Origin of the sequence: Actinomadura violacea (assembly GCF_017573465.1) — a bacterium.
GTDB classification, from domain to species: Bacteria; Actinomycetota; Actinomycetes; order Streptosporangiales; family Streptosporangiaceae; genus Spirillospora; species Spirillospora violacea.
The window spans coordinates 38836-61281 of record NZ_JAGEPF010000029.1 but is presented as its reverse complement, the minus strand read 5'-3'; the positions used below and the strand labels follow the sequence as shown (position 1 = coordinate 61281).

Genomic DNA, 22446 nt, shown 5'->3' with positions numbered 1-22446 from the left:
GTAAGAGGGGTTTTGTCGCGCTTGGGGCGCGATGGGACCCGACTTTAGGCCGCGTTTGTACCGCGTACAATGGGTGTTTTGTTACTACACAAAGTTTTGCACGGAGGGCACGTGATCGACGCGGCATGGCTCGCCGAGCGCATCGGCGACCACACGGCGCGGGGCATCGCCGCCTCGATGACCAACCTGATCCGCAGCGGGGACCTCCCGGCCGGGACGAGGCTGCCGACCGTCCGCGGGCTGGCCGCCGAGCTCGGGGTCAGCCCCGGCACCGTCGCCGACGCCTGGTCGACGCTGCGCCGGCACCGCGTCGTCAGCGCGCAGCGGCGCCGCGGCACGGTCGTGATCGGCCCGCCGAACGTCCCGCACCCCGCCCGCTACGAGCGCATCGGCGAGTTCGGCAACCGGCTGGCCGTCGACCTCGCGATCGCCGCGCCCGACCCCGCACTGCTGCCGCCGCTGGACGCCGCGCTCGCCGCCGGCGCCCGCACCGCGCGGCTGAACGACTACACCCGGGAGACGATCACCCCGGCGCTGCGTGCGGCCGCCGAGCCCGGCTGGCCGTTCCCGCCCGCCGCGATGCTCGCCGTCGGCGGCGGCTACGAGGGCGTCCAGCTCGTCTGCCAGACCGTCGCCGTGCCCGGCGACCGCGTCGCCGTCGAGGACCCGACCGGCGCCCGCCTGCTCGACATCCTGGAGGCGCAGGGCGCCGAGGTCGTCCCGGTCGCCTGCGACGACGAGGGCCCCGAGCCGGGCGCGCTCGCCGAGGCGCTCGCCACCGGGCCCGCCGCGTTCGTCTACCAGCCGCGCGCCCACACCCCGCGCGGGCACGCGCTGACCCCGGCGCGCGCGGCGGCCCTCGCCGAGCTGCTCGCCCCGACCAACACCCTCGCCATCGAGGACGACGGCACCGGCGAGGTGTCGTCCTCGCCCGCGGTCAGCGTCGGCGCGCACCTGCCCGAGCGGACCGTGCTCGTCCGCTCCTACTCCAAGTCCCACGGCCCCGACCTGCGCCTCGCCGTGATCGGCGGCGCCGCGGAACCGGTGGAGCGGGTCCGCGTGCTGCGCAGCTTCGGCACCGGCTGGACGAGCCGCGTCCTGCAGGACGCGCTGGCGCACCTGCTGACCGACCCGGCCGCCGTCGCCGCCGTCGCCCGGGCGCGCGCCGCCTACACCGAGCGCCGCGAGGGCCTCGCGGCCGCGCTCGCCGAGCGCGGCGTCCGGACCGGCAACCGGGACGGGCTGATGCTGTGGGTGCCGGTCGCCGACGAGTCCGCGGCGCTGGTCACGCTCGCGGCGCACGGGGTCGCCGCCGTCCCGGGCAGCCGGTACCAGATCGTCCCGGCGGACGCCCATGTCCGGATCGCGACCGGCCGCCTTCCCGACGCCCCGCTCAGCATGGCGGAGCTGGCCGACCTCGTGGCGCTCGCGGCGCGTCCGCACTGACCGGGGCGGGTACGAGGCCGGGCAACTCCTCGGCGTGGACCGAGAGGTAGGCGGCCAGGGTCTCCGGGATCAGGTCGATGGACGCCAGGCCGGCCGGCGTGCACGGGACGCGGTCGACGTCGAAGAGGCCCTTGGACGGATCGTCGAACTCGGGGCCGTGTCGGCGCGACAGGTCCATCGTGATGAGGCGGCAGACGTAGAAGACGTTGAGGCGGTGCAGCTCGGGGAGCTGCTCGCTGCACGCGAAGACCTGGCGGACGGGGCCGGCGGTGGCGCCGAGCTCCTCGTCCAGCTCGCGGCGCAGCGCCGCCTCCGGGCCGGCGTCGGTCGGCTCGATCTTGCCGCCGGGGGTCGTCCAGTAGACGGCGCGGCCGGGCACGGTGCGGCGCAGCAGGACCAGGTCGCCGCCGTCCAGCAGCAGCGCGCGGGCGGCGCGGCGGAGGCGGGGCGCGGGTTCGCCGGTCATGAGTTGAGGTAGGCGAGGACGGCCAGGACGCGCCGGTGGCCGCTGTCGGTGGGCGGCAGGCCGAGCTTGGCGAACACGGCGCCGATGTGCTTGCTGACCGACCGCTCGGTGATGACGAGGGTGGTGGCGATCGTGGCGTTGTCCAAGCCCTGCGCCATCAGCCCGAGGACCTCGCGCTCGCGGGGCGTCAGGGCCTGCAGCGGGTCGCTGCGGGAGGTCATCAGCTGGGAGACGACCTCGGGGTCCAGGGCGGTGCCGCCGGCGGCGACGCGCGACAGCGCGTCGAGGAACTCGTCGACCCGGCTGACGCGGTCCTTGAGCAGGTAGCCGACGCCTTCGGCGCCCCCGGACAGCAGCTCGGCGGCGTAGGTCTCCTCGACGTACTGCGACAGCACGAGCACCGGGAGCCCGGGGATCCGCTTGCGGGCCTCGATGGCGGCGCGCAGCCCCTCGTCCCGGAACCCGGGCGGGAGCCGCACGTCCAGGACGGCGGCGTCGGGCCGGTGCTCCAGCAGCGCGGGCAGCACCTCCGGGCCGCTGCCGGCGACGGCGGCGACCTCGTGCCTGTCGGAGGTCAGCAGCAGCACCAGGCCCTCGCGCAGCAGCACGTTGTCCTCGGCGATCACGATCCGCACGGCAGGTCCGCCTCCAGGGTGGTCCCTCCCCCGTCGGGGCTGTCGATGCGGGTGGTCCCGTCGAGCGCGGCCACCCGGCGGCGGATTCCGGCCAGCCCGCTTCCGCGGCCCGCGTCGGCCCCGCCCTTGCCATCATCGCGCACTCTGATCAGCAGCCGGGCCCCTTCGCGGCGGACGGCGACCGACGCGCTGCGGGCGCCGCTGTGCTTGGCGATGTTGGTGAGCGCCTCGGCGACCACGAAGTAGGCGGCGGCCTCGACGGCGGCGGGCGCGCGGCCGGCCCCGTCGAGGTCCATCTCGACGGGGATGTGCTGGCCGGCGGCGAGCGCGCGCACCGCCCCGGCCAGGCCCCGGTCGGACAGGATCGGCGGGTACACGCCGCGGATGACGGTCCGCAGCTGCGTCAGCGCCTCCTCCACGCCGTCCCTGGCCTCGAGGAACAGGGTGCGGGCGGCGGCCGGGTCGGTGTCGAAGCGGCGGTCGGCGAGGCCGAGCCGCAGCGCGACGGCGACCAGCTGCGCCTGCGTCCCGTCGTGCAGGTCGCGTTCGATGCGGCGCAGCTCGGCGCCGTGCGCCTCCAGCGCCTCGGCGCGGGTCTCGGTGAGCTCCTCGACCCGTTCGGTCAGGCTGGTGCGGCGGGTGGGGCGCAGCAGCAGTTCCGCGAGCCGCGCCTGCCAGCGCACGAACCGCGGCACCAGCCACAGCAGCGCCGCCAGGTCCAGGCCCGCCTGGAGGAACGGGAGCGTGAGCGCCTGCGGCCAGGTGTTCAGGTCCACGAACGCCGACACCGATCCCGGCGGCGCGGCCCACCACCACAGCGGCATCGACACCGCGTACGGGATCGCGGGCCACAGCCCGACCGCCATGACCGCCATCAGCAGGCCGGTGTACCCGTGCGCCACCATCCACGCGACGTCCCGCCACAGCGCCGGCGAGCGCAGGATCCGGCGCGCCTCGCCCAGGCCCGGGTCCTTGCGGGCGGCGTACGGCTCGGGGATCTCGCGGCCGAGCACCCGCCCGGCCCGGCGCCGTTCGGCGTTGGCGAGCGCGCGCAGCGGCTTCACCGCGTCCGGCAGCCACGGCAGCGCGAACAGCAGCAGGGCGAGGAACACCAGCAGGGGCGCGAGCCCGAGCAGCGCGGGGACGGAGGTGCGCAGGGCGGCGACCAGCCGGCCGGTCGCCTCCGCGCTGCGCCGCAGCGCCCCCGTCACGCTCATCTGTGCCCTTGTCATGTCGCCTCACCGCACACGCTATGTGAGCGGGTGCCGCGGCGCATCACGGCCAGGCCCCATGCCGATGGTGTAGCCCGCTACACCATCGATCGGGGAGTGCGCCCCGATGTGGCGGGGCCGCCCCCGATCCTAGGTTCGTCCTGGTGAGAGCGGGTTTCCCACGGAGGGCGAGCATGACGACGATGACGGCCGAGGCGACCGCGGTGGCGGTGCGCCTGGAGTCGGTCACCAAGGCCTACGGCGCGGTCCGGGCGCTGGACGACGTCACCTGGACGTTCCCGCGCGGCGGGTTCACGGCGGTGATGGGGCCGTCCGGCTCGGGCAAGAGCACGTTCCTGCACTGCGCGTCCGGGCTGGAGCGGCCGAGCGCGGGCGCGGTCCGGATCGGCGGCGCCGACCTCGGCCGGCTCGGCGAGGCGAAGCTGACCCGGTTGCGCCGCGAGCGGATCGGGTTCGTGTTCCAGGCGTTCAACCTGGTCCCGTCCATGGACGTGGAGCAGAACATCACGCTGCCGCTGCGGCTCGGCGGGATCGAGCCGGACCCGGCGTGGCTGGACGAGGTGGTGCGCCGGGTCGGGCTGGCGGACCGGCTGCGGCACCGCCCGGCGGAGCTGTCGGGCGGGCAGCAGCAGCGCGCCGCGGTGGCCCGCGCGCTGATCACCCGCCCGGAGGTGGTGTTCGCCGACGAGCCGACCGGCGCGCTCGACCCGCGGACGGCCCGCGACGTGCTGCGGCTGCTGCGCGAGGCGGCGGACCTGACCGGGCAGACGGTCGTGCTGGTCACCCACGATCCGCTGGCGGCGGCCACCGCCGACTCGGTGCTGTTCCTCCGCGGGGGCCGGATCGTCGACGAGCTGCGCGACCCGTCGGTCGCGGCCGTGATGAACCGCTGGGAGACGCTGTGAAGCGGCTGGAGGGAAAGGGCGCGTTCGCGGGCGTCTTCGCGGCGCTGCTGTTCGCGGCGGTGCTGGTCGGGGCGTGCGGGGTGCTGCTGGAGTCGGCGCTGCGCGCGCACGCGCCGGTGGACCGGTTCGCCGCGGCGGACGCGGTCGTGACGGGGCCTACGAGCGTCACGCGGCGGATGAAGCAGCCCGGTTCCGACCCGGAAACGCAGAGCAGGCCGCTCGCGGAGCGCGCGCGGGTCCCGCTCGCGGCGGCGGGACCGCTGCGGGCGGTGCCGGGTGTCCGGGCGGTGGTCGCGGACGTGGCGTTCCCCGTCCTGACGTCCACCGGGCACGCGGTGACGGGCCACGGCTGGGACTCGGCCGTGCTGCGGCCCTACGAGCTGAGCGAGGGGCGGGCGCCGCAGGGTCCGGACGAGGTGGTACTGAGCCGGTCGGCCGGCGTGCGAGCGGGCTCGACCGTCCGGCTGCAGGTCACCGGGGCGCCCCGCCCGTACCGGGTCACCGGGCTGGTGGCGTCGGGTCCCGCGGTGGCGTTCTTCGCCCCGGCGACGGCGATGGCGCTGAACGGGCGTCCCGGTCAGGCCGACGCCCTGGCCGTGCTCGCGGACGGGAGGCTCGACAGCGGCGCGCTGCGCAAGGCGGCCCCGGGGCTGACCGTCGCGACCGGGGCGGCGCGCGGCGACGCCGAGGACCGCGCCGTCGCGTCCGCACGTCCCGACATCGTCGAGATCGCCGCGTCGTTCGGCGGCGCCGCCGTCATGACCGCGCTGGTGGTCGTCGGCGGGCTGATCGCGCTGTCGGTGCGGGAGCGGCGGCGGGAGTTCGCGCTGCTGCGCGCGGTCGGCGCGACGCCCTGGCAGGTGCGCGGGCGGCTCGTCCGCGAGACCGCGCGGGCGGCGGTGCCCGCCGGGCTGATCGGCGGCGTCCTGTCGCTCGGCGCGGGCGCGGCGATGCACGCCGCGATGGTCGCCAAGGGAGTGCTGCCCGACGGGTTCGGGCTCTCGATCAGCCCGCTGCCGGTGCTGGCGGCGTTCGCCGTCGCGGTCCTCGGCGCGACCGTGTCCGCGCTGCTCGCCTCGCTGCGCGTCTCCCGGATCCGCCCGGTGCAGGCCCTCGGCGAATCGGCCGCCGAGCCCGCGGCGCTGCCGCGCTGGCGCGTTATCACCGGCGTGGTGCTCCTCGTCGTCGGCGCGAACGCGCTCGGCGTCTCGGCGGTCACGACCGGGCCGGCCGCGAGCGCCTCGCTCAGCGGGCTGGTCATGGCGCTGGTCGTCGCGGTCGCGATGCTCGGGCCGCTGCTGGCCCGGCTCGGCGAGCGGGTCCTCGGCCCCGTGGCCGTCGCGCTGTCCCCGGTCGCGGGGCGCCTCGCCCGGCACGCGGCGACCGCCGCCGCCCTCCGCGCCGGCTCGATCATGACGCCGGTGGCGCTGGCCGTCGCGTTCGCCGGAGTGCAGCTCTTCGCGCAGTCCACGGTCGTCCACGCGACGTCCGTGCAGTTCGCCGACGGGAACCGCGCCGACCAGGTCGTGGTGGCGGGCGGTGCGGGGCTGCCGCAGGGCGCGGCGGACGCCGTGCGGCGCGTCCCCGGCGTCACCGCCGCGACGCCCGTCAAGCGCACCACGGTCGTCATGGCCGTGAAGGAGCTGGGCGAGAAGAACCTGCGGTCGCTGACGGCGCAGGGCGTCGGCGCGGACGCCGCCGCCACCATGGACCCGAAGGTCTCCTCGGGCAAGCTCGGGACGCTGCGCGGGAACACGGTGGCTCTCAGCCGGGACGTCGCCGGAGGGCTCCACGTCGGATCCACCACCCCGCTGTGGCTGGGCGACGGAACGCGGATCAGCGCCAAGGTCGTGGCGGTGTACGACCGGGGTCTCGGCTTCGGCGACGTGCTCCTCCCCCACGACCTCGCCGTGGCGCACTCCTCGACGTCCCTCGACGACCACGTCCTCGTCCGCGGCCACGCCGATCTCCGGTCCGTCACCGCCGCCTACCTGGGCGCGCAGGCCGTCAGCGGCGATGCCTTCGGCGCCGAGCTGTCGGACGCGACGCGCCTGCAGGGCTTCGTCAACTACGTCGTGGTCGGCGCGATCGCCGGGTTCATCATCATCGGCCTCGTCACCACGCTGGCGACCGGCGCGCGGCGCCGCGAGTTCGCCCTGCTCAGGCTGGTCGGCGCGACCCGCCGCCAGGTGCTGCGCGCGCTACGCCTGGAGGCGCTGATCGTGCTCGGCACCGGCGCCGCCGCCGGATCCCTCGTCGTCGCGGTGGTGATCCCGGCGTTCGCGACGGCGGTCACCGGGCTGCCGCTGCCCGCGGTGTCCCCGCTGACCTGCGCGGCGATCCTCGCGACCGTGGCGGGCTGCGGCGCCGCCGCCGTCCTCCTGCCGGCCCGGGCGATGCTCCGCCGGCGCACCTCCCCGAAGATCTCCTGAAAGGCGCTCACCATGGACACCACCGGAACCGGCAACACCGCGCGCTGGACGCTGCTCGGCCTGCTCCTCGGCGTCAACGTCGTCTCCAACATCCTTCTGAAGGGCAGCTGGCTGGAGCTTCCCGTCAGCATCGTCAGCGGCCTCGGCGTCGTCGCGGTCATCGCCGACTACCTGGTGCGCGGACGGCGCAGGGAGCGCTGAACGCGTGCGGGCCGCCAGGACGGGCGAGCGAACCCTCCGGCTCGTCCCCCGGGCGGCCCGCACCGCCGTTACCATCTCGGAGTGCCAAGATCCCGTTGGCATGCTCTGTACCGGAACGGCGTGAAATGGATGATGTCGAGATCCGGCGGCACCTGCCGGGCAACCTCCCGCAGCTGTTCGCCGACGGCGCGGACGGCGCCGACCCGGCCGCGGACGGCGCGGCCGGGCGGACACTGTCGGTCTCGCTGCCCGAGGGCGACGTGGTGTGGCCGGACCCCGGCTACCCGCAGCGGCAGCTGCTCATGCGGCCCGCCTTCTGGCTGAGCGACGAGCCCGTGCACGGCGAGCTGTGGGGCCGGTTGCGCGCCGAGCACGCCCGCTCCGGACTGTGGCCGCTGCTCCTCGACGAGACCGACCAGCCCTGGGCGTCCGGCCAGATCGCGCCGGAGCCGGTGGCCGAGGTCGGCAACTACTCGCCCGACGCGTTCCTGTACGAGGTGTGGGCCGACTGGGCGGAGCAGGCCGCCGACGAGGACCACGACGACCTCGCGCCGTTCGGCCGGCACTGCCCCGGCCCCGCCCCCGCCGGGACCCCGCTGGACGACGCGGACGCCGTCGCCGACCGGTACGCGCGCGTCCTCGGCGCGCGGGGGCCGTCCCTCGGCCTGGTCGCGGTGGACCGCGGCGCCGACGCGATCGCCGCGGTCGGCTGGCAGGGCGCGCTCAACCACAACGAGTGGACCGCGCCGCTCGCCGCCGTCCTGCGCGGCTGGGAGGAGCGCTTCGGCGCGCGCGTCGTCGGGCTCGGGTTCAACACGATGGAGCTGAGCGTCGCCGCGCCGCCCGTGACGACCCGCCACGCGGTGCACGTCGCGGCGGAGCACTGGGCGTTCTGCCCGGACATCCTCTTCCAGGGGCCGGGCACGCTCACCGGCTACGCCGAGGAGATCCGGGGCAAGACGCACTGGTCGTTCTGGTGGGACTAGACCGCCGCCAGCAGGACGGCGCTAGGAGGACGGAGTGCGCGCGCCGAGCATCCGCAGCGACAGGTGGGCGGTCAGCGCGCCGACCTCCTCCGGCGAGCGCGGCCCTTCGGGGCGGTACCAGCGGCACACGTCGATGGCCAGGGACGCCAGGGCGCGCGCGGTGCCCTCGATGTCGGCGACGTCGAACGCGCCCGCCGCGGCGCCCGCCCGCACTTCCTCTCGCACCAGGGCGCGGACGCGGCGGCGGATCGCGGCGATGCGGCGTGCGTGCGCCGCGTCCAGCGCACCGAGCTCGTTCTGGATGACGCGGGCGGCGCGGTGGTGGCGGGCGTGCCAGCGGGCGAACGCGTACATCAGCGCCCGGACGCGTTCGGCGTGCCCGCCGACACCGTCGACCGCGCCCTCCAGCTCCGCGAGCACGGACTCGTGGACGGTCAGCGCGATCTGGAACAGCAGGTCCGCCTTCGTCCGGTAGTGCACGTAGAGGGCGCCCGCGCTCATCCCCGCACCGGCGGCGATGTGCCGCGTCGAGGTGCCGTGGTAGCCGAGTTCGGCGAACGAGTCGACCGCGGCGAGCAGCAGGCGGCGCGACGCGTCCGGCGCGACGCCCGCCCACATGCCGCCGGTGCCGTCCTCGGGGCCGCTGCCGGGAGCCATGCGAGAAGCCTAAGCGATCGCTCAGTACACTAGGCCCGCACTTCGCACCATTCCAGGAGGAACCGCATGCGGCGCACCGTCTTCGAGGCCGACCACGACCTGTTCAGGGAGTCCGTGAGGGAGTTCGTCGAGCGGACGCTCCTGCCCCTGGACGAGGACATCCGCAATGAGCGGATGCTCAGGCGCGAGGTGTGGCTGGAGGCGGGCCGGCAGGGCTTCCTCGGCATGCAGGTGCCCGAGGAGTACGGCGGCCAGGCCGCCGGGGACTTCCGCTTCAACGCCGTCATCGGCGAGGAGCTGGCGCGCGTGGCGGTCGCCTACAACTCGATCGTGTCGATCCACATCGACATCTGCGCCCCGTACCTGCTGGAGCTGGCGACCGACGAGGCCAAGAAGAAGTGGCTGCCCGGGTTCTGCACCGGCGAGCTGATCACCGCGATCGGGATGACCGAGCCGTCCGGCGGGTCCGACCTCGCGGCGCTGAAGACCACCGCCGTCCGCGACGGCGGTGAGTGGGTCATCAACGGGTCGAAGACGTTCATCACCAACGGCGGCCACGCCGACCTGATCATCGTCGCGGCCAAGACCGACCCCGAGCGCGGCGCCAAGGGCATCACGCTGTTCGGCGTCGAGGCGGGCACGCCCGGCTTCAGCCGCGGCACGAAGCTGGACAAGGTGGGCCAGCCCGAGGCCGACACCTCCGAGCTGTTCTTCGAGAACGTCCGGGTGCCGGACTCGCACGTCATCGGCGAGCTGAACCGCGGCTTCATCCACATGATGGAGCGGCTGTCGCAGGAGCGGCTGTCGTGCGCGATCGCCAACGTCGCGCACGCCCGCGGCGTCCTGGACGAGACCATCGCCTACGTCAAGGAACGCAAGGCGTTCGGGCAGCCGATCGGCAACTTCCAGCACAACAAGTTCCTGGTCGCCGAGCTGATCACCAAGCTGGACGTCGCGCAGGCGTTCGTCGACCAGTGCCTGGCCGCGCACGTGGCGGGCGAGCTGTCCGCGGTCGACGCGTCCAAGGCCAAGTGGTGGAGCTCGGACGTGCAGAACCAGATCATCGACGGCTGCGTGCAGCTGTTCGGCGGCTACGGCTACATGCGCGAGTACCGCGTCGCCCGCGCCTGGATGGACGCCCGCGTCGCCCGCATCTGGGCCGGCTCCAACGAGATCATGAAGGAGATCATCGGCCGCGACGCCGGCCTGTGACCCGCGCCGCCACGGCCGGAGGCACCGGCCGTGGCCGGGCGCTCGGGTGCGGCCTCAGTCCTGGCGGCGCCTCTTGGACGCCGGCTCGCCGTAGCCCGGCTTCGGGGCGGGCGAGGTGTCCTGCTGCTTGCCCCGGTGGATCCGGTCGAGCCGCTCGGCGTGGTGGTGCGGCTGGTGCTTCGGCGCCGAATGGGGCTGCTTGGACGCGCCGGTCGTGACGTTCCGGGCGCTCGGGGCCTTCCCCTGCGCCCTGGCCTCGCGGGCGGCCCTCCGGCGCTGCTCCACGTTGCCTTCCATCTTCTTGCCGGACATGGCTTCCCCCCTGTCTCCGGCTTGCGGTCACCGTCCTACCCGCCCGCTCCGGCGCCGATTCGACCGCACCGCCCCGGCGGTCGCGGAGCGGTACGAACCGGACGCGCAGGGGTGTCCGGGTGGCCAGTGTCTCGAAGATGTGATGTTTTAGATCCTGCACGGAGGTGCGATGTGCGCTTCTGATCAATAACCTGCGATCATGGCGAATGTCGGGGCACGCGCGGCCAAGTGGCTTGTACGGGGATACATCGCCAGGAAGCAGCGTGCCGGGTTCAATCTCGAGTCGATCCGGTTCCTGCCCAACTCCACGCTGGCGCCCCTGCGCCGCGACGGCCTGGACCCGGTGAGCGACCTCACCGAGATCCGGGAGGCGCGGCGCGTCAGCAGGCTGCCGCTGCCCTTCGGGTTCGGCGTCTGGCTGGTGACCGGCTACGAGGAGGCGAAGGCCGTCCTCGCGGACGCGGACTCGTTCAGCAACGACCTGTCCAACCTCGTGGGCAAGGTGGACGTCCCGGCCGGGTTCACGCCCGGCGGGCTGGGGTTCTCCGACCCGCCCGTCCACACCCGCCGGCGCAAGCTGCTGACGCCGGAGTTCACCATGCGCCGGCTGAGCCGGCTGACGCCGCTGATCCACACGATCGTGGAGGAGCGGCTGGACGCGATGGCGGAGCGGACCGGGCCGGTCGACCTGATGGAGTCGTTCGCGCTGCCCGTCCCGCTGCTGACGATCTGCGAGCTGCTCGGCGTCTCGCACCGCGACCGCAGCGACTTCCAGCGGCTGAGCAGCGCCCGGTTCGACCTGTTCGGCGGGGCGAGCGCGTCGGTCGGCGCGATCTCCGAGTCGATGGACTACCTGCTCGAGGTCGTCCGCCGGCAGCGGGTCGAGCCCGGGCCGGGGCTGATCGGCATGCTGATCCGCGAGCACGGCGACGAGCTCGACGACCTGGAGATCGCGGGCCTGTCGGACGGGGTGCTCACCGGCGGTCTGGAGACGACCGCGAGCATGCTCGCGCTCGGCTCGATCGTGCTGCTGCGCGACCGCGAGCAGTTCCAGCGCATCCACGACGACGATGCGGCGATCGGCCCGTTCGTCGATGAGCTGCTGCGGTACCTGACGGTGGTCCAGCTGGCGTTCCCGCGGTTCGCCCGCAAGGACACCGAGGTCGCGGGGGTGCAGATCGCCGAGGGCGACGTCGTGCTGATCTCGCTGTCGGCCGCCAACCGCGACCCGGCGCTCGGCGCCGACATGGACGGCTTCGACGCCGGCCGCAAGACGCCGCCGCACCTGGCGTTCGGCTGGGGCGCGCACCGCTGCATCGGCGCCGAGCTGGCGAAGATGGAGCTGCGGGCCGCCTACCCCGCGCTCGTCCGCCGGTTCCCCGACGTGCGGCTCGCGGTGGAGCCGGACAAGCTGAGCTACCGCAAGCTGTCGATCGTCTACGGGGTCAACGCGCTGCCGGTCCACCTCGGCTGAGCGGGCGGGTCAGCCCGCCCCGGGAAGCCGCACCCACACCGTGCCGGAGCGGATCTCGGTGTCGAAGACGGGCTGGGGCGCGGTGGCGGGGCCGCAGGCGACCGAGCCGCCCGCGAGGTCGAAGGTGCTGCCGTGCCACGGGCAGGTGATCCGGCCGTCCTTCACCTCGCCGTCCGACAGCGGGCCGGACAGGTGGCTGCAGCGGTCGGCGAGGACGTGCACCTCGGTGCCGCGCCGGACGACGACCACGGGGATCTCGCCGAGCATGCGGCGGCCCGGCTCGTCCTGCGGCAGCTCGTCGAGCGCGCCGAGCTCCTGCCATCCCGGGTCGACCAGGTGCGGGACGGACTCGGCGTGGTTGGCGCCGCCCGCCTGGCGGAAGGAGATGCGGCCGCCGAGCAGCCCGCCCGTCCCGGCGGCGAGCAGGCCCGCGAGGCGCAGCGCCCGGCCGGTCCGCCGCGTCCGCGTGAGCAGGGACGCGGCGTAGAGGGCGGTCGCGGTCCCGTTCAGGAACGCGTGGACGACGCCGACCCGCATCTGCTGCTCGTGCTGCTCGGACCAGTCGGCGGAGCCGGCGAGCGCGGCCGGCACCGCGCCGGCGAGGCCGAACGCCACGAGCCGGCGGACGGCGCGCTGGTCGTCGCCGAACAGGTCGAGCACGCCCGCCGACGCCCACGCGCCGATCGGCAGCTGCACGAGGGCGGGGTGGAGGGGGTGCCCGAGCCAGACGCCGTGCAGGGCGTCGCGGAACCGTCCGGGTTCGACGGTGCGGGCGACCTTCTGTGCGGGTTCGACGATGGAGTCGAGGGCGGTGGACTCTTCCAGCCGGTCCAGGGTGCGCATGGCGTCCGCATGCCCGGTGGACCGGACCTGACACATGGACGCCGCGGCTGCGCTCATTCGGGGAGCGACGGCGCGGCCGGGGCGTCGCGCGGCGGACGCGGCGGCCCGAGCGGCGTCCGGCCGAGCGTGGCGAGGAGATGGCCGAAGCCGCCGGGCGCGCGGTGGTCGCGGCGCGACGAGGTGACGACGCTGACGGCGTCGGTGCGCAGGACGCGGTGCCCGGTGCGTTCCAGGGCGGCGACCAGCGCGCGGTCCTCGCCGGTGGGCAGGCGCGGGAAGCCGCCCGCGGCCTGGTAGGCGGCGGCGGTGAAGCCGAGGTTCGCGCCGTGCAGGCCCGGGCCGGGGTGCCGCCGCGCGTACAGCGACGCGAGCCAGGGCGGATGACCCGTCCAGTCGTCGACGACGACGGACCCGGCGACGGCGTCCCAGCCGAGGGCCGCGAGGCGCAGGTGCGCGCGGATCCAGCACGGCGGGACGAGCGTGTCGGCGTCCGTCGTGGCGATCCAGCGGGCGCCGCGGCGGATCAGCTCGGCGACGCCGGCGGCGCGCGCCCGCCCGACGTTGCGGCCGGCGGTCTCGATGACGGTGGCGCCGTGCGCGCGGGCGACCCGGGCGGTGCCGTCGGTGCACGCGTCGGCGACGACCACGACGGGCGCGCCGGTGAGCCGCAGCGCGGCGAGGCAGCGGCCGATGCGCAGCTGCTCGTCATGCGCGGGGACCACCACTCCGGCGATCACACCAGGCCCTCGGCCGCGGCGGGCGACGGCGGGTCGCCCGCGACCAGGACGTCCGCGCGGAAGTCGGCCTCGCAGTGGGTGGCGGCGGTGGTGAGCGGCAGATCGGCGAGCGCGGCGTGCACCTCGTCGCCGGACCTGGGGTACTCGGCGACGGGGTGGCGCCAGTGCACGGCGAGGACGGTGCCGCCGGGCCGCAGCGACGCGGCGGTCAGCTCCAGGATCCGGGCGAGGTCGGCGTCGTCGAAGTAGTACAGCAGCTCCGACAGGACGATCAGGTCGAACCGGCCGGCGGGCCAGTCGCGGGGCATCACCCGCCGTTCGACGCGGGCGCCGGGCGCGCGCCAACGCGCCTGCTCGACGGCGGACTCCGCACCGTCGCAGGCGAGCAGCCGGTCGCAGCGGACGGCCAGGCGGGCGGTGAGGACGCCGATCGAGCAGCCGGGCTCGAAGGCGTCGCCGTAGCGGGGGCGGGGCAGCAGCGCGAGGCTCAGGTCGTACTTGCGGCGCTCGTACCAGCGGGTCGCGAAGCCCCACGGGTCGGCGGACTCGGCGTACATGGCGTCGAAGTACCCGGGGTCCAGGGTCACAGGAGGAACACCTCGTGGTCCCGGGTGAAGTGCGCCACGGTCTCCGGCGGCAGGATCGTGCCGAGCTGGCTGGCGAAGCAGCCGATGGCGGCCTCCTTGCGGTCGCGCACCGCGGCGGTCAGCGGGACGCGGCGGGCGCGGTCCCACGGGACGCGGGGGTCGGCGGGCCGGGCCCAGTGCCACGCCCAGATCGGGAACCGCAGCACGGGCACGCCCTGACCGGCGCCGGCGTCCAAGGCGGCGCGTCCGGCCGCCTCGTGGTCGCGGTGCGCGTCGTGCTCCCAGGGGGCCAGGCAGGCGTCGAAGCCGCGGACCAGCCCGTCCAGCCGGGCGGCGAGGTCGGCGGCGTCCACCCCGGCGTCCGGCATGCCGAGCCGGACGACCTCGCACGGGGCAAGGTGCCGCAGCGCGGCGCGGGTCTCCGCGATCCGCGTCGCGGCGACGCCAGCGGGGTCGAGATGCGGATGGGACGCCTCGCCATCGGTGACGGCCACCAGCCTGACGTGCGCCCCGAGGCCGGCGAGCGCCGCCAGCAGGCCGCCGGCGCCGAGCACCTCGTCGTCGGGGTGGGCGGCCACGACCGCGACGCGGCGCCAGCCGGCGAAGTCCAGGGCGGGCAGGTCGCGCAGCCCGGGCCAGGCGCGCCAGTCGGCCTCCGCGGTGCCGGGCGCGTCGATCAGGTTCACCAGTCCCGCCCGTCGGTCAGCGCGCCGAGCGCGGCGAGGTCGCGTTCCGCGTGGTGCTGCCGCAGGTAGACGGTGAGGTCGGCGACGCGGCGGCCGTGCTCCTCGTCGTGCGACAGCGGTCCCGCGCCGAGCGCCCGGCCCGTCCGGTCCAGCACGTCGGCGGCGGCGCCCGCGACGAGCGCGCGGACGCGCAGGGCGCGCGCCGCGGCCTCCCCCTTGCGGTCGAACGGGTCGTCGTCGATCTGCGCGGCCGCCTCCTCCAGCGCGGTCCGCGCGCTGCGCAGCGCGATGTCGGCCGCGCCCAGGTGCGCGAGCGCGTGCGGGTCCTCGGTGCCGACCATCCGGCGGGCGATCGCGCGGGCCCCGCCGTACCAGACGGCGGCGACGCCCACCCCGCCGTGGTGGAAGCCCGGACGGTCGACGTAGGGGCCGACGTGACGCACCGGGACGGCGTCGAAGCGCACGTCGCGGCTGTCGCTGGCGGCCATCCCGGTCGCGGGCCAGGTGCCCGGGACCGGCTCGCCGGGCTTGGCCGCGTACAGCTCCGGACCGACCGTGACCAGGACGTCGGTGCAGAGCGCGGCGCCGGAGCAGTAGGGCTTCACGCCGGTGACCCGGCCGCCGGACAGTTCGAGCGCTCCCGGCTTGGCGGCCCAGACGCCCCACAGGGAGCCCGGTTCGGGACGGGGCCCGCCGAGCTCGTCGAGGATCGCCAGCGCGTCGAAGTGGCCCTCGCAGAGCCGGGCGAGCGACAGGTCCTCCCCCGCCAGGTCCGCGAGCACCGACCAGCGCCGCACCGTCGAACCGCCGCCGGGAAGCGGCGGCGGTTCGAGGGCGGCCGCCCGGAAGCGCCGTCCGACAAATCCCATCAAATCTCGCATTGCACCTCCGGCCGCTCTCTACCCCCAGCGCATGGGCGAAACCAGCGGCCGGGGGCGCGCGGGTAATCGCGCAAAGCACGGGTAGTGCCCCCGCGTGACCTCACTCATGAAGGGCGTCCTGCGCGGCATCGCGGCCGGCGCCGCCGGGACCACCGCGCTCAACGCGACCACCGAAGCGGACATGGCGATACGCGGCAGGCCGGCCAGCGACGTCCCGGCCACGGTCGCCGGCACGCTGGCGGACCTCGCCGGCGCGCGGATCCCCGGCGACGCGCGGCAGCGCGGCGACCGGCTGGACGGCCTCGGCGCGCTCAGCGGCACCTTCACCGGACTGGCCGTCGGCGCGCTGGCCGGAGCGCTGCGCGCGGCCGGGATCCGGCTGCCCACCGTGATCGGCGGGCCGCTGCTCGGCGCCGCCGCGATGGCCGCCGCCGACCTGCCGATCGTCCGGCTCGGCATCTCCGACCCGCGCACGTGGAGCAGGGCGGACTGGATCTCCGACGCGGTGCCGCACCTCCTCTACGGGATGACGGCGCACGCAGTGCTCTCCGCGCAGTTCCGCGCCGACGAGGAGCGCAAGGCACAGCGCCAGCCCCGGCCGGACCGTCCGTCCCGCCGGGCCCTGATGCGGGCCGCGGCGCTCGGCGCGGCCACGGGCTGCCGCAGCTCGGCCGGGCTCAGCGCCCTCGCGCTGCGCTCGCGCCGCTACCACCCGGGCCTGTCCGGACGGCTGTCGCATCCCGCCGTCAAGACGGTGAACGGGCTGCTCACGATGGCCGAGATGGGGCTGGACAAGCTCCCGTCCGCACCGCCGCGCACCTCGCCGCAGGGCCTGGCGCCCCGGGTCGCGCTCGCGGCCGTGACGGCCCGGGCCGTGGCGCGCCGCGACGGGATCCGCAGCGGGCCGCCGGTGCTGCTCGCCGCGGCCGCCGCCACCGCGAGCGCGGCGGCCGGGGTCCGGCTCCGGGAGGCGGCCGCCGACCGGATGGGCTCGGACCTGCCCGGCGCCTTCGCCGAGGACGCCGCCGCCGCGCTGCTGGGCCAGGTGGGCGCCGCGCGCTGATAAAATGATGCGCACGTGTGACTCGCAGAGGGAGATCAGCAGTGGCAGGTGACGACGACATCTCCGGGTGATCCCGGAGTCGATCGGCCACCGGTGCGCGCGGACGAGCGCCATCGCCGTGGCCTCCTCGTCGTCTGACCGCATCCCTGCCCCTGCCGGGCGGCTCCGGTACGCCCGCTTCACTTCATGAGGTCCCTCACGTGTCCGATGCACGCATCATCTGCTCCGGCCTGTCCTTCTCCTGGCCCGGCGACGTCCCGGTCTTCCAGGACCTGTCGTTCACCGTCGGCGCCGGCCGCACCGGCCTGGTCGCTCCCAACGGCGCCGGCAAGAGCACCCTGCTGAAACTGATCGCCGGCGAGCTGCGGCCGTCGGCCGGCACCGTCACGGTCGACGGCGTCCTCGGCCACCTGCCGCAGACGCTGCCGCTGGACGGCGCCCTCACCGTCGCCGACGTCCTGGGCGTCGCCCCGGTGATCCGCGCGCTGGACGCCATCGAGTCCGGCGACGCGGCCGAGGAGCACTTCGCCGTGATCGGCGACGACTGGGACGTCGAGGAGCGCACCCGCGCGCAGCTCGACCGGCTCGGCCTCGGCGACGTCGGCCTGGACCGCCGGCTGGGCGCGCTCAGCGGCGGCCAGGTCGTCTCGCTCGGCCTGGCCGCGCAGCTGCTGAAGCGGCCGGACGTGCTGCTGCTCGACGAGCCGACCAACAACCTCGACATCGACGCGCGGCACCGGCTGTACGACGTCCTCGGGGACTGGAACGGGTGCCTGCTGGTGGTGAGCCACGACCGGGCGCTCCTCGACCGGATGGACCGCATCGCCGAGCTGGAGCGCGGCGAGATGCGGCTCTACGGCGGGAACTTCACCGCCTACGAGGAGGCCCTGCGGGTCGAGCAGGAGGCCGTGGAGAAGGACGTCCGCAGCGCCGAGCAGGAGGTGAAGCGGGAGAAGCGGGAGATGCAGCAGGCCCGGGAGCGGGCGGCCCGCCGGCAGAGCAACGCCGCGCGCAACCTCAAGGACGCGGGGCTGCCCAAGATCCTGGCCGGCGGGCGCAAGCGGCGCGCCCAGGAGTCGGCGGGCCGGGCCGAGGGCACGCACGCCGCGCGGCTCGGCGACGCGCGCGCCCGGCTCCAGGAGGCCGAGCGCGCGCTGCGCGACGACCAGGCGATCAGCCTGGAGCTGCCCGCCACCGCCATCCCCGCCGGGCGGACGGTGTTCCTCGGCGAGGGCATGCGGGTCCGGTACGGCGACCGCGCCGTGTTCGCCGAACCGGGCGCGAGCCTGGAGATCCGCGGCCCGGAGCGCGTCGCGCTGATCGGGGCGAACGGCGCCGGCAAGTCGACGCTGCTCCGCCTGATCGCCGGCGACCTCTCCCCCGAGGACGGCGGGACGACGCGGCGGGCCGACGGCCGGGTCGCGTACCTGTCGCAGCGCCTGGACCTGCTCGACCTCGACCGCACGGTCGCGGAGAACCTCGCCGCGTTCGCGCCGGGGATGCCTGAGGCCGAGCGGATGAACCTGCTCGCCCGTTTCCTGTTCCGCGGCGCCCGCGCGCACCTGCCGGCGGGGGCGCTGTCGGGCGGCGAGCGGCTGCGCGCCACGCTCGCGTGCGTGCTGTGCGCGGAGCCCGCGCCGCAGCTGCTGCTCCTGGACGAGCCGACCAACAACCTGGACCTGGCGAGCGTCGCGTGGCTCGTCGCCGCGCTCAACGCCTACCAGGGGGCGTTCGTGGTGGTCAGCCACGACGAGCGGTTCCTCGCCGACATCGGGGTGAAGCGCTGGCTGCGGCTCCGGGACGGCCGGCTGCTGGAGGCGGCGGGACCCGCCTGACCTGGCCGTTAGGGCGTTTTGAGATGAATGCCCGACTTTCTGGCGGGTACCGGGTCCCGCATGGCCGTGACCGTCTGAGCCGAGCTTCGGGGGGATCATGAAGGAGCACGAAATGGTGTCGGCCGTCCGCGCGACCGGGCGCATCGACACCGCCGACCACGCCGAGCGCGCCATCGACGCCACCCTCGCCGTGCTCGGCGAGCGGCTGGCCGGCGGCCAGAGCCGCGACCTGGCCGCCCAGCTGCCGCCCGCGCTGGCCGACGCGCTGCCGGCGGAGGGACCGGGCGAGCGGTTCGGGCTCGAGGAGTTCTACGAGCGGGTGGCCGACACCGAGGGCACCCGGCCGCCGCAGGCCCGCCAGCACGCGCGGGCCGTCGTGGCGGCCGTGAAGGCGTCGGTCGACCCGGGGCTGTTCGAGCACATCATCGCCCAGCTCCCGGACGACTACGACGACCTGCTCGGCACCCAGCCCGTCCAGCACTGACCGCCGGGCTCTCGGCGTTCAGCACCGGGCGTCCGCAACCGGACGGCGCCGCCGCCGCGGTGATCGCCGCCCGCCGCCGGTCCTCTACGATGCCGCGGAGGACCGAGGGACGGGGGCGGCTCGATGCGCGGGCACGGCGGAACACCGCGCGGGCGCGGCAGGACGCTGCCCGGGATCGTCGCGGCGGCGGTGGTGCTCACCCTCGGCACGGACGCGTGGGTCCTGGCCACCGGCCGGGCCGGTGGCGGCAGCGGCAGCCACGGACGGCGGCACGGCGACCTGGTCTCGGTCGCCAGGGCCGGCGCGCCGCCGGTCCCGGCCGTCGCCCCGCTCACCCGCCGCTACACCCCGCACCTCCTGATCGCCGCGGACGCGCCGCTGCCCGCGCGGGCGGTCGAGGGCGCCCGGCGGCTGAAGGGCGTCGCCGGCATCACCGTCGTGGACGCGGCGCGCGCGCAGGTCGGCGGGCAGCGCGTAGGGCTGCTCGGCGTCGACCCGTCATCGTTCCGGGCGTTCGCGCCCGCGGCGACCGCCGCGTCCGACCAGCTCTGGCGGACGGTCGCGTCCGGCGGGCTCGCCCTGTCGTTCACGCTCGGGCAGGACGGCGCGTTACCGCTGGGCACCGTCGTGCAGGCGGGCAGCAGCGCGCACCCCGGGCAGGTCAGGATCGGCGCGTACGCCTCGCTCGGCATCGGCAGCGTCGACGCCGTCGTCTCGCACGAGCAGGCGCACGCGCTCGGCCTGCCGGGCGGCAACGCCCTGCTGCTCAGCGCGCCCAAGACCGACCTGCGCAAGCTGAGCAAGCGGCTGAAGCGGGTGCTGCCGCGCGGGACCCGGGTCGCCGCGCTGAACGCCCCGTCCGCGCCCGCCAAGGGCGCGGCGCCGAAGAGCGCGCCGCGGATGACCGGCCGCCCGGACGGCGCGCCGCCGTCCCGCAGCCCGATCACCGGCAACCTGATGACGCCGACGATGCGCGCCGTCCTGCTGGAGGTCAACGGGATGTTCGGCCCCTTCCCGACGATCGGCTGCTACCGCTCCACCGGCGACCCGCAGGACCACGGCGACGGCCGCGCCTGCGACTTCATGGAGAACACCGCGGGCCGGATGCCGAGCGCGCAGGCGCAGCGGCACGGCGACGAGGTCGCCGCGTACGCGGTCGCGAACGCGCGCCGCCTCGGCATCTCCTACGTGATCTGGAAGCAGCACATCTGGAACGTGCGGGGCGGCGGTTGGCGCCCGATGGCCGACCGCGGGAGCATCACCCAGAACCACTACGACCACGTGCACATCTCGGTACTGCGATAGCGCTGCGCGAGCAGGGCGTCAGGGCAGTTCCTGCTCGCACCAGACGGACTTGCCGTCGGTGGTGCGGCGCACGCCCCAGCGCTGCGCGAGCCGCCCGACGACGTGCAGGCCGCGGCCCGACTCGGGCATGTCGTCCTCGTCGTCCTGGTGGCGGACGCGGGGCCGTCCGTCGGAGGAGTCGAACACCTCGCAGACCAGCCCGCCCTCGCGGACCAGCCGCAGCCCGACGCGGCCGCCGGCGTGCCGGATCGCGTTGGTGACCAGCTCGGACACCATCAGCACGGTGGCGTCGGTCAGCTCGTCCAGGCCCCAGCGCGCGAGCCGGTCGCGGACCAGGCCCCGCGCGCGGCGCACGGCGGCGGGCTCGGCGGGCAGCTCCCAGGTGGCGTGGTGGTCCTCGGGGATCCGGCAGAGCCGCGCGACCAGCATCGCGATGTCGTCGCGGTGCTGGTCGTCGTAGACGCCGTCGAGCGCGTCCTGGCACAGCTCCCCGAGCGGCCGGGCCGCCGCGCCGGGCCCGAAGGTGCGCTGCAGCCGGGCCAGGCCGTCGTCGATGTCGCGGGCGCGGTTCTCCACCAGCCCGTCGGTGTACAGGAACAGCAGCGTGCCGTCCTCGACGGTGAACTCGCGGCTGACGATGGGCCCGTCGCCGCCGACGCCGAGCGGCGGCGCGGGCGGCACCGCGAGGAAGTGCGACGCGGTGCCGGGCGGGGCGAGCAGCGGCGGCAGGTGCCCGGCGCTGGCGACCTCGCAGCGGCCGCTGACCGCGTCGTACACGACGTAGGCGCAGGTCGCGAAGTGCGGTTCGCGGTCGCCGAGGGTGCGCATCAGCGAGTCGAGGCGCTCCAGCGCCTCCGCGGGCGGCAGCTCCAGCTCGGCGAGCGTGTGGATCGCGGTGCGCAGCCGCCCCATGGTGACGGCCGCCTTCACCCCGTGCCCGGCGACGTCGCCGACGACGAGCGCGACCCGCGCGCCCGGCAGCGCGATCGACTCGTACCAGTCGCCGCCGACCTCGATGAGCCGGCTGCCCGGCAGGTAGCGGTGGTGCACCTCGATCGGCGACGGCGCCGACAGCCCGGCGGGCAGCAGGCTGCGCTGCAGGGTCAGCGCCGTCGCCCGCTCCAGCGAGTACTGCCGGGCGCTCTCCACGAAGATGGACGCGCGGCCGGCGAACTCCATGCCGATCTCGATGTCGTAGCGGTCGAACGGGCGGTGCGCCGGGTTGCGCAGGCAGACGAAGATGCCGAGCACCCCCGCCGCCGACATGATCGGCAGGAGCAGCAGGGAGGAGCCCTTGAGCAGGTCCGCGACCGGCGGGCGGTGCCAGACCTCGGCGAGCCGCGCCGCGCCCTCGCCGCCGAGCGCGGTCAGCTCCGGCTCACCGGTCTCCAGGCACCGCGCGTACGGGGTGCCGGCCGGGTAGACGACGGCCTCGCCGGTCGGGAACGCCGCGTCCCAGGCGGGGTCGGCGTCGTCGAACCCGATCGCCATCCGGCGCAGCGGCGGCCCCTCCGGGCCGGCGGGCGCCTCGTCGGCGTCCAGATGGCTCTCCAGCAGCATCAGCGCGCCGGAATTGCAGAAGTGCGGGACGAGGACGTCCATCAGCCCGCGCGCGAGCAGTTCCAGGTCGAGGGTGGATTTGATGCGCGGTAACCCGTCGTCGAGCAGCGCCCGGCGGATGACGGCGGGGTCGACGAACCGGTCGGCGAGCGGCACCGGGACGCGGATCACCGCCAGCGCCGCGAGGCCGCCCGGCTCGCCGCCGTTCATCGGGTGCACGGTGACGACCGCGTCGAGGGTGGTGCCGGCGGAGGTCTCGACGGCGAGCATCGCGGTGCGCTCCCGGCCGTGCTTCACCGCCTCCAGCAGCGGCTCGCGCGCGCCGGGGATCACCTCGTCGAGGCAGGCGCCCAGGAGGCCGTCCGGATTCGCGGCGAGAACGGCCGCGGCGTTCCGCTCGGACTGGAGTATTCTCCCCGAGGAATCCGTGCCGAGAATGAGAATTCGGGTGGACGACTCCATCGCTCGATTATGGGACATGGCGCGCTCGGATGAGGCCGATACGGC

At 75.4% G+C, this 22446-nt stretch carries 22 protein-coding genes; 11 read left to right on the top strand and 11 right to left on the bottom strand.

Features of this window, described 5'->3' with window-relative positions; all coding sequences use genetic code 11:
• Positions 1–111 precede the first annotated feature (111 nt).
• Positions 112–1446, top strand: a complete 1335-nt coding sequence (locus J4709_RS39500; protein WP_208249372.1) for an aminotransferase class I/II-fold pyridoxal phosphate-dependent enzyme — start codon at positions 112–114, stop codon at positions 1444–1446.
• Here J4709_RS39500 and J4709_RS39495 read toward each other — a convergent pair.
• The 3 genes from J4709_RS39495 to J4709_RS39485 are packed head-to-tail and all read right to left on the bottom strand — an operon-like array spanning position 1394 to position 3764.
• Positions 1394–1912, bottom strand: a complete 519-nt coding sequence (locus J4709_RS39495) for an NUDIX domain-containing protein (protein WP_208249368.1) — start codon at positions 1910–1912, stop codon at positions 1394–1396. The genes J4709_RS39500 and J4709_RS39495 overlap by 53 nt on opposite strands.
• Positions 1909–2547 (bottom strand): LuxR C-terminal-related transcriptional regulator, encoded by a 639-nt coding sequence (locus J4709_RS39490; protein WP_208249367.1) that lies wholly within the window; start codon positions 2545–2547, stop codon positions 1909–1911. The genes J4709_RS39495 and J4709_RS39490 overlap by 4 nt, the downstream gene beginning before the upstream one ends.
• The gene (locus tag J4709_RS39485; protein WP_208249366.1) at positions 2535–3764 is read right to left on the bottom strand and encodes a sensor histidine kinase; all 1230 of its coding nucleotides are present in this window, start codon (positions 3762–3764) and stop codon (positions 2535–2537) included. The genes J4709_RS39490 and J4709_RS39485 overlap by 13 nt, the downstream gene beginning before the upstream one ends.
• Before the next feature lie 188 nt (positions 3765–3952).
• On the opposite strand from J4709_RS39485, the gene J4709_RS39480 reads away from it, so the two are divergent.
• From J4709_RS39480 to J4709_RS39465, 4 genes are all read left to right on the top strand, one after another.
• Positions 3953–4684 carry an ABC transporter ATP-binding protein gene (locus J4709_RS39480; protein WP_208249365.1) on the top strand — a complete coding sequence of 244 codons (732 nt, stop codon included), beginning with the start codon at positions 3953–3955 and terminating at the stop codon, positions 4682–4684.
• The gene (locus J4709_RS39475) at positions 4681–7116 is read left to right on the top strand and encodes an ABC transporter permease (protein WP_208249364.1); all 2436 of its coding nucleotides are present in this window, start codon (positions 4681–4683) and stop codon (positions 7114–7116) included. The genes J4709_RS39480 and J4709_RS39475 overlap by 4 nt, the downstream gene beginning before the upstream one ends.
• A gap of 12 nt (positions 7117–7128) precedes the next feature.
• Complete coding sequence (locus J4709_RS39470; protein WP_208249363.1) at positions 7129–7317, top strand: hypothetical protein; 189 nt, start codon at positions 7129–7131, stop codon at positions 7315–7317.
• Positions 7318–7442: 125 nt separating this feature from the next.
• Positions 7443–8303, top strand: a complete 861-nt coding sequence (locus J4709_RS39465; RefSeq protein ID WP_208249361.1) for a DUF4253 domain-containing protein — start codon at positions 7443–7445, stop codon at positions 8301–8303.
• A 21-nt stretch (positions 8304–8324) separates the two neighbouring features.
• On the opposite strand, the gene J4709_RS39460 is transcribed toward J4709_RS39465, so the two are convergent.
• Positions 8325–8960: a TetR/AcrR family transcriptional regulator gene (locus J4709_RS39460; protein ID WP_232384749.1), complete on the bottom strand. Its 636-nt coding sequence runs from the start codon at positions 8958–8960 to the stop codon at positions 8325–8327.
• 66 nt (positions 8961–9026) lie between these two features.
• On the opposite strand from J4709_RS39460, the gene J4709_RS39455 reads away from it, so the two are divergent.
• Complete coding sequence (locus J4709_RS39455; protein ID WP_208249359.1) at positions 9027–10172, top strand: acyl-CoA dehydrogenase family protein; 1146 nt, start codon at positions 9027–9029, stop codon at positions 10170–10172.
• Between the two features lie 54 nt (positions 10173–10226).
• On the opposite strand, the gene J4709_RS39450 is transcribed toward J4709_RS39455, so the two are convergent.
• The gene (locus J4709_RS39450) at positions 10227–10484 is read right to left on the bottom strand and encodes a hypothetical protein (RefSeq protein WP_208249350.1); all 258 of its coding nucleotides are present in this window, start codon (positions 10482–10484) and stop codon (positions 10227–10229) included.
• Between the two features lie 199 nt (positions 10485–10683).
• Between J4709_RS39450 and J4709_RS39445 the strand changes: the two genes are divergently transcribed.
• Complete coding sequence (locus tag J4709_RS39445) at positions 10684–11958, top strand: cytochrome P450 (protein ID WP_232384748.1); 1275 nt, start codon at positions 10684–10686, stop codon at positions 11956–11958.
• A gap of 9 nt (positions 11959–11967) precedes the next feature.
• Here the strand turns inward: J4709_RS39445 and J4709_RS39440 are convergent, their stop codons facing one another.
• The 5 genes from J4709_RS39440 to J4709_RS39420 are packed head-to-tail and all read right to left on the bottom strand — an operon-like array spanning position 11968 to position 15680.
• Positions 11968–12858 carry a Rieske (2Fe-2S) protein gene (locus J4709_RS39440; RefSeq protein ID WP_232384747.1) on the bottom strand — a complete coding sequence of 297 codons (891 nt, stop codon included), beginning with the start codon at positions 12856–12858 and terminating at the stop codon, positions 11968–11970.
• The gene (locus tag J4709_RS39435; protein WP_208249348.1) at positions 12855–13538 is read right to left on the bottom strand and encodes a glycosyltransferase family 2 protein; all 684 of its coding nucleotides are present in this window, start codon (positions 13536–13538) and stop codon (positions 12855–12857) included. The genes J4709_RS39440 and J4709_RS39435 overlap by 4 nt, the downstream gene beginning before the upstream one ends.
• Positions 13535–14125 (bottom strand): class I SAM-dependent DNA methyltransferase, encoded by a 591-nt coding sequence (locus J4709_RS39430; RefSeq protein WP_208249341.1) that lies wholly within the window; start codon positions 14123–14125, stop codon positions 13535–13537. The genes J4709_RS39435 and J4709_RS39430 overlap by 4 nt, the downstream gene beginning before the upstream one ends.
• Positions 14122–14811, bottom strand: a complete 690-nt coding sequence (locus J4709_RS39425) for a PIG-L deacetylase family protein (protein ID WP_307801951.1) — start codon at positions 14809–14811, stop codon at positions 14122–14124. The genes J4709_RS39430 and J4709_RS39425 overlap by 4 nt, the downstream gene beginning before the upstream one ends.
• Positions 14808–15680 carry an acyl-CoA dehydrogenase family protein gene (locus tag J4709_RS39420; protein ID WP_208249339.1) on the bottom strand — a complete coding sequence of 291 codons (873 nt, stop codon included), beginning with the start codon at positions 15678–15680 and terminating at the stop codon, positions 14808–14810. The genes J4709_RS39425 and J4709_RS39420 overlap by 4 nt, the downstream gene beginning before the upstream one ends.
• A 106-nt stretch (positions 15681–15786) precedes the next feature.
• Here J4709_RS39420 and J4709_RS39415 point away from each other — a divergent pair, with 106 nt between their 5' ends.
• The 4 genes from J4709_RS39415 to J4709_RS39400 all read left to right on the top strand — a co-directional run bounded on the left by J4709_RS39415 (position 15787) and on the right by J4709_RS39400 (position 20379).
• Positions 15787–16755 carry a hypothetical protein gene (locus J4709_RS39415; RefSeq protein ID WP_208249336.1) on the top strand — a complete coding sequence of 323 codons (969 nt, stop codon included), beginning with the start codon at positions 15787–15789 and terminating at the stop codon, positions 16753–16755.
• Between the two features lie 200 nt (positions 16756–16955).
• Positions 16956–18590: an ABC-F family ATP-binding cassette domain-containing protein gene (locus tag J4709_RS39410; protein ID WP_208249334.1), complete on the top strand. Its 1635-nt coding sequence runs from the start codon at positions 16956–16958 to the stop codon at positions 18588–18590.
• A 97-nt stretch (positions 18591–18687) separates the two neighbouring features.
• Positions 18688–19074 carry a DUF2267 domain-containing protein gene (locus J4709_RS39405; protein ID WP_208249332.1) on the top strand — a complete coding sequence of 129 codons (387 nt, stop codon included), beginning with the start codon at positions 18688–18690 and terminating at the stop codon, positions 19072–19074.
• Positions 19075–19197: 123 nt separating this feature from the next.
• Positions 19198–20379, top strand: coding sequence for a VldE C-terminal domain-containing protein (locus J4709_RS39400; protein ID WP_232384746.1), 1182 nt, complete (start codon positions 19198–19200; stop codon positions 20377–20379).
• An 18-nt stretch (positions 20380–20397) separates the two neighbouring features.
• Here J4709_RS39400 and J4709_RS39395 read toward each other — a convergent pair whose 3' ends face one another.
• Positions 20398–22401: an ATP-binding SpoIIE family protein phosphatase gene (locus tag J4709_RS39395; protein ID WP_208249330.1), complete on the bottom strand. Its 2004-nt coding sequence runs from the start codon at positions 22399–22401 to the stop codon at positions 20398–20400.
• Between the last annotated feature and the right edge of the window lie 45 nt (positions 22402–22446).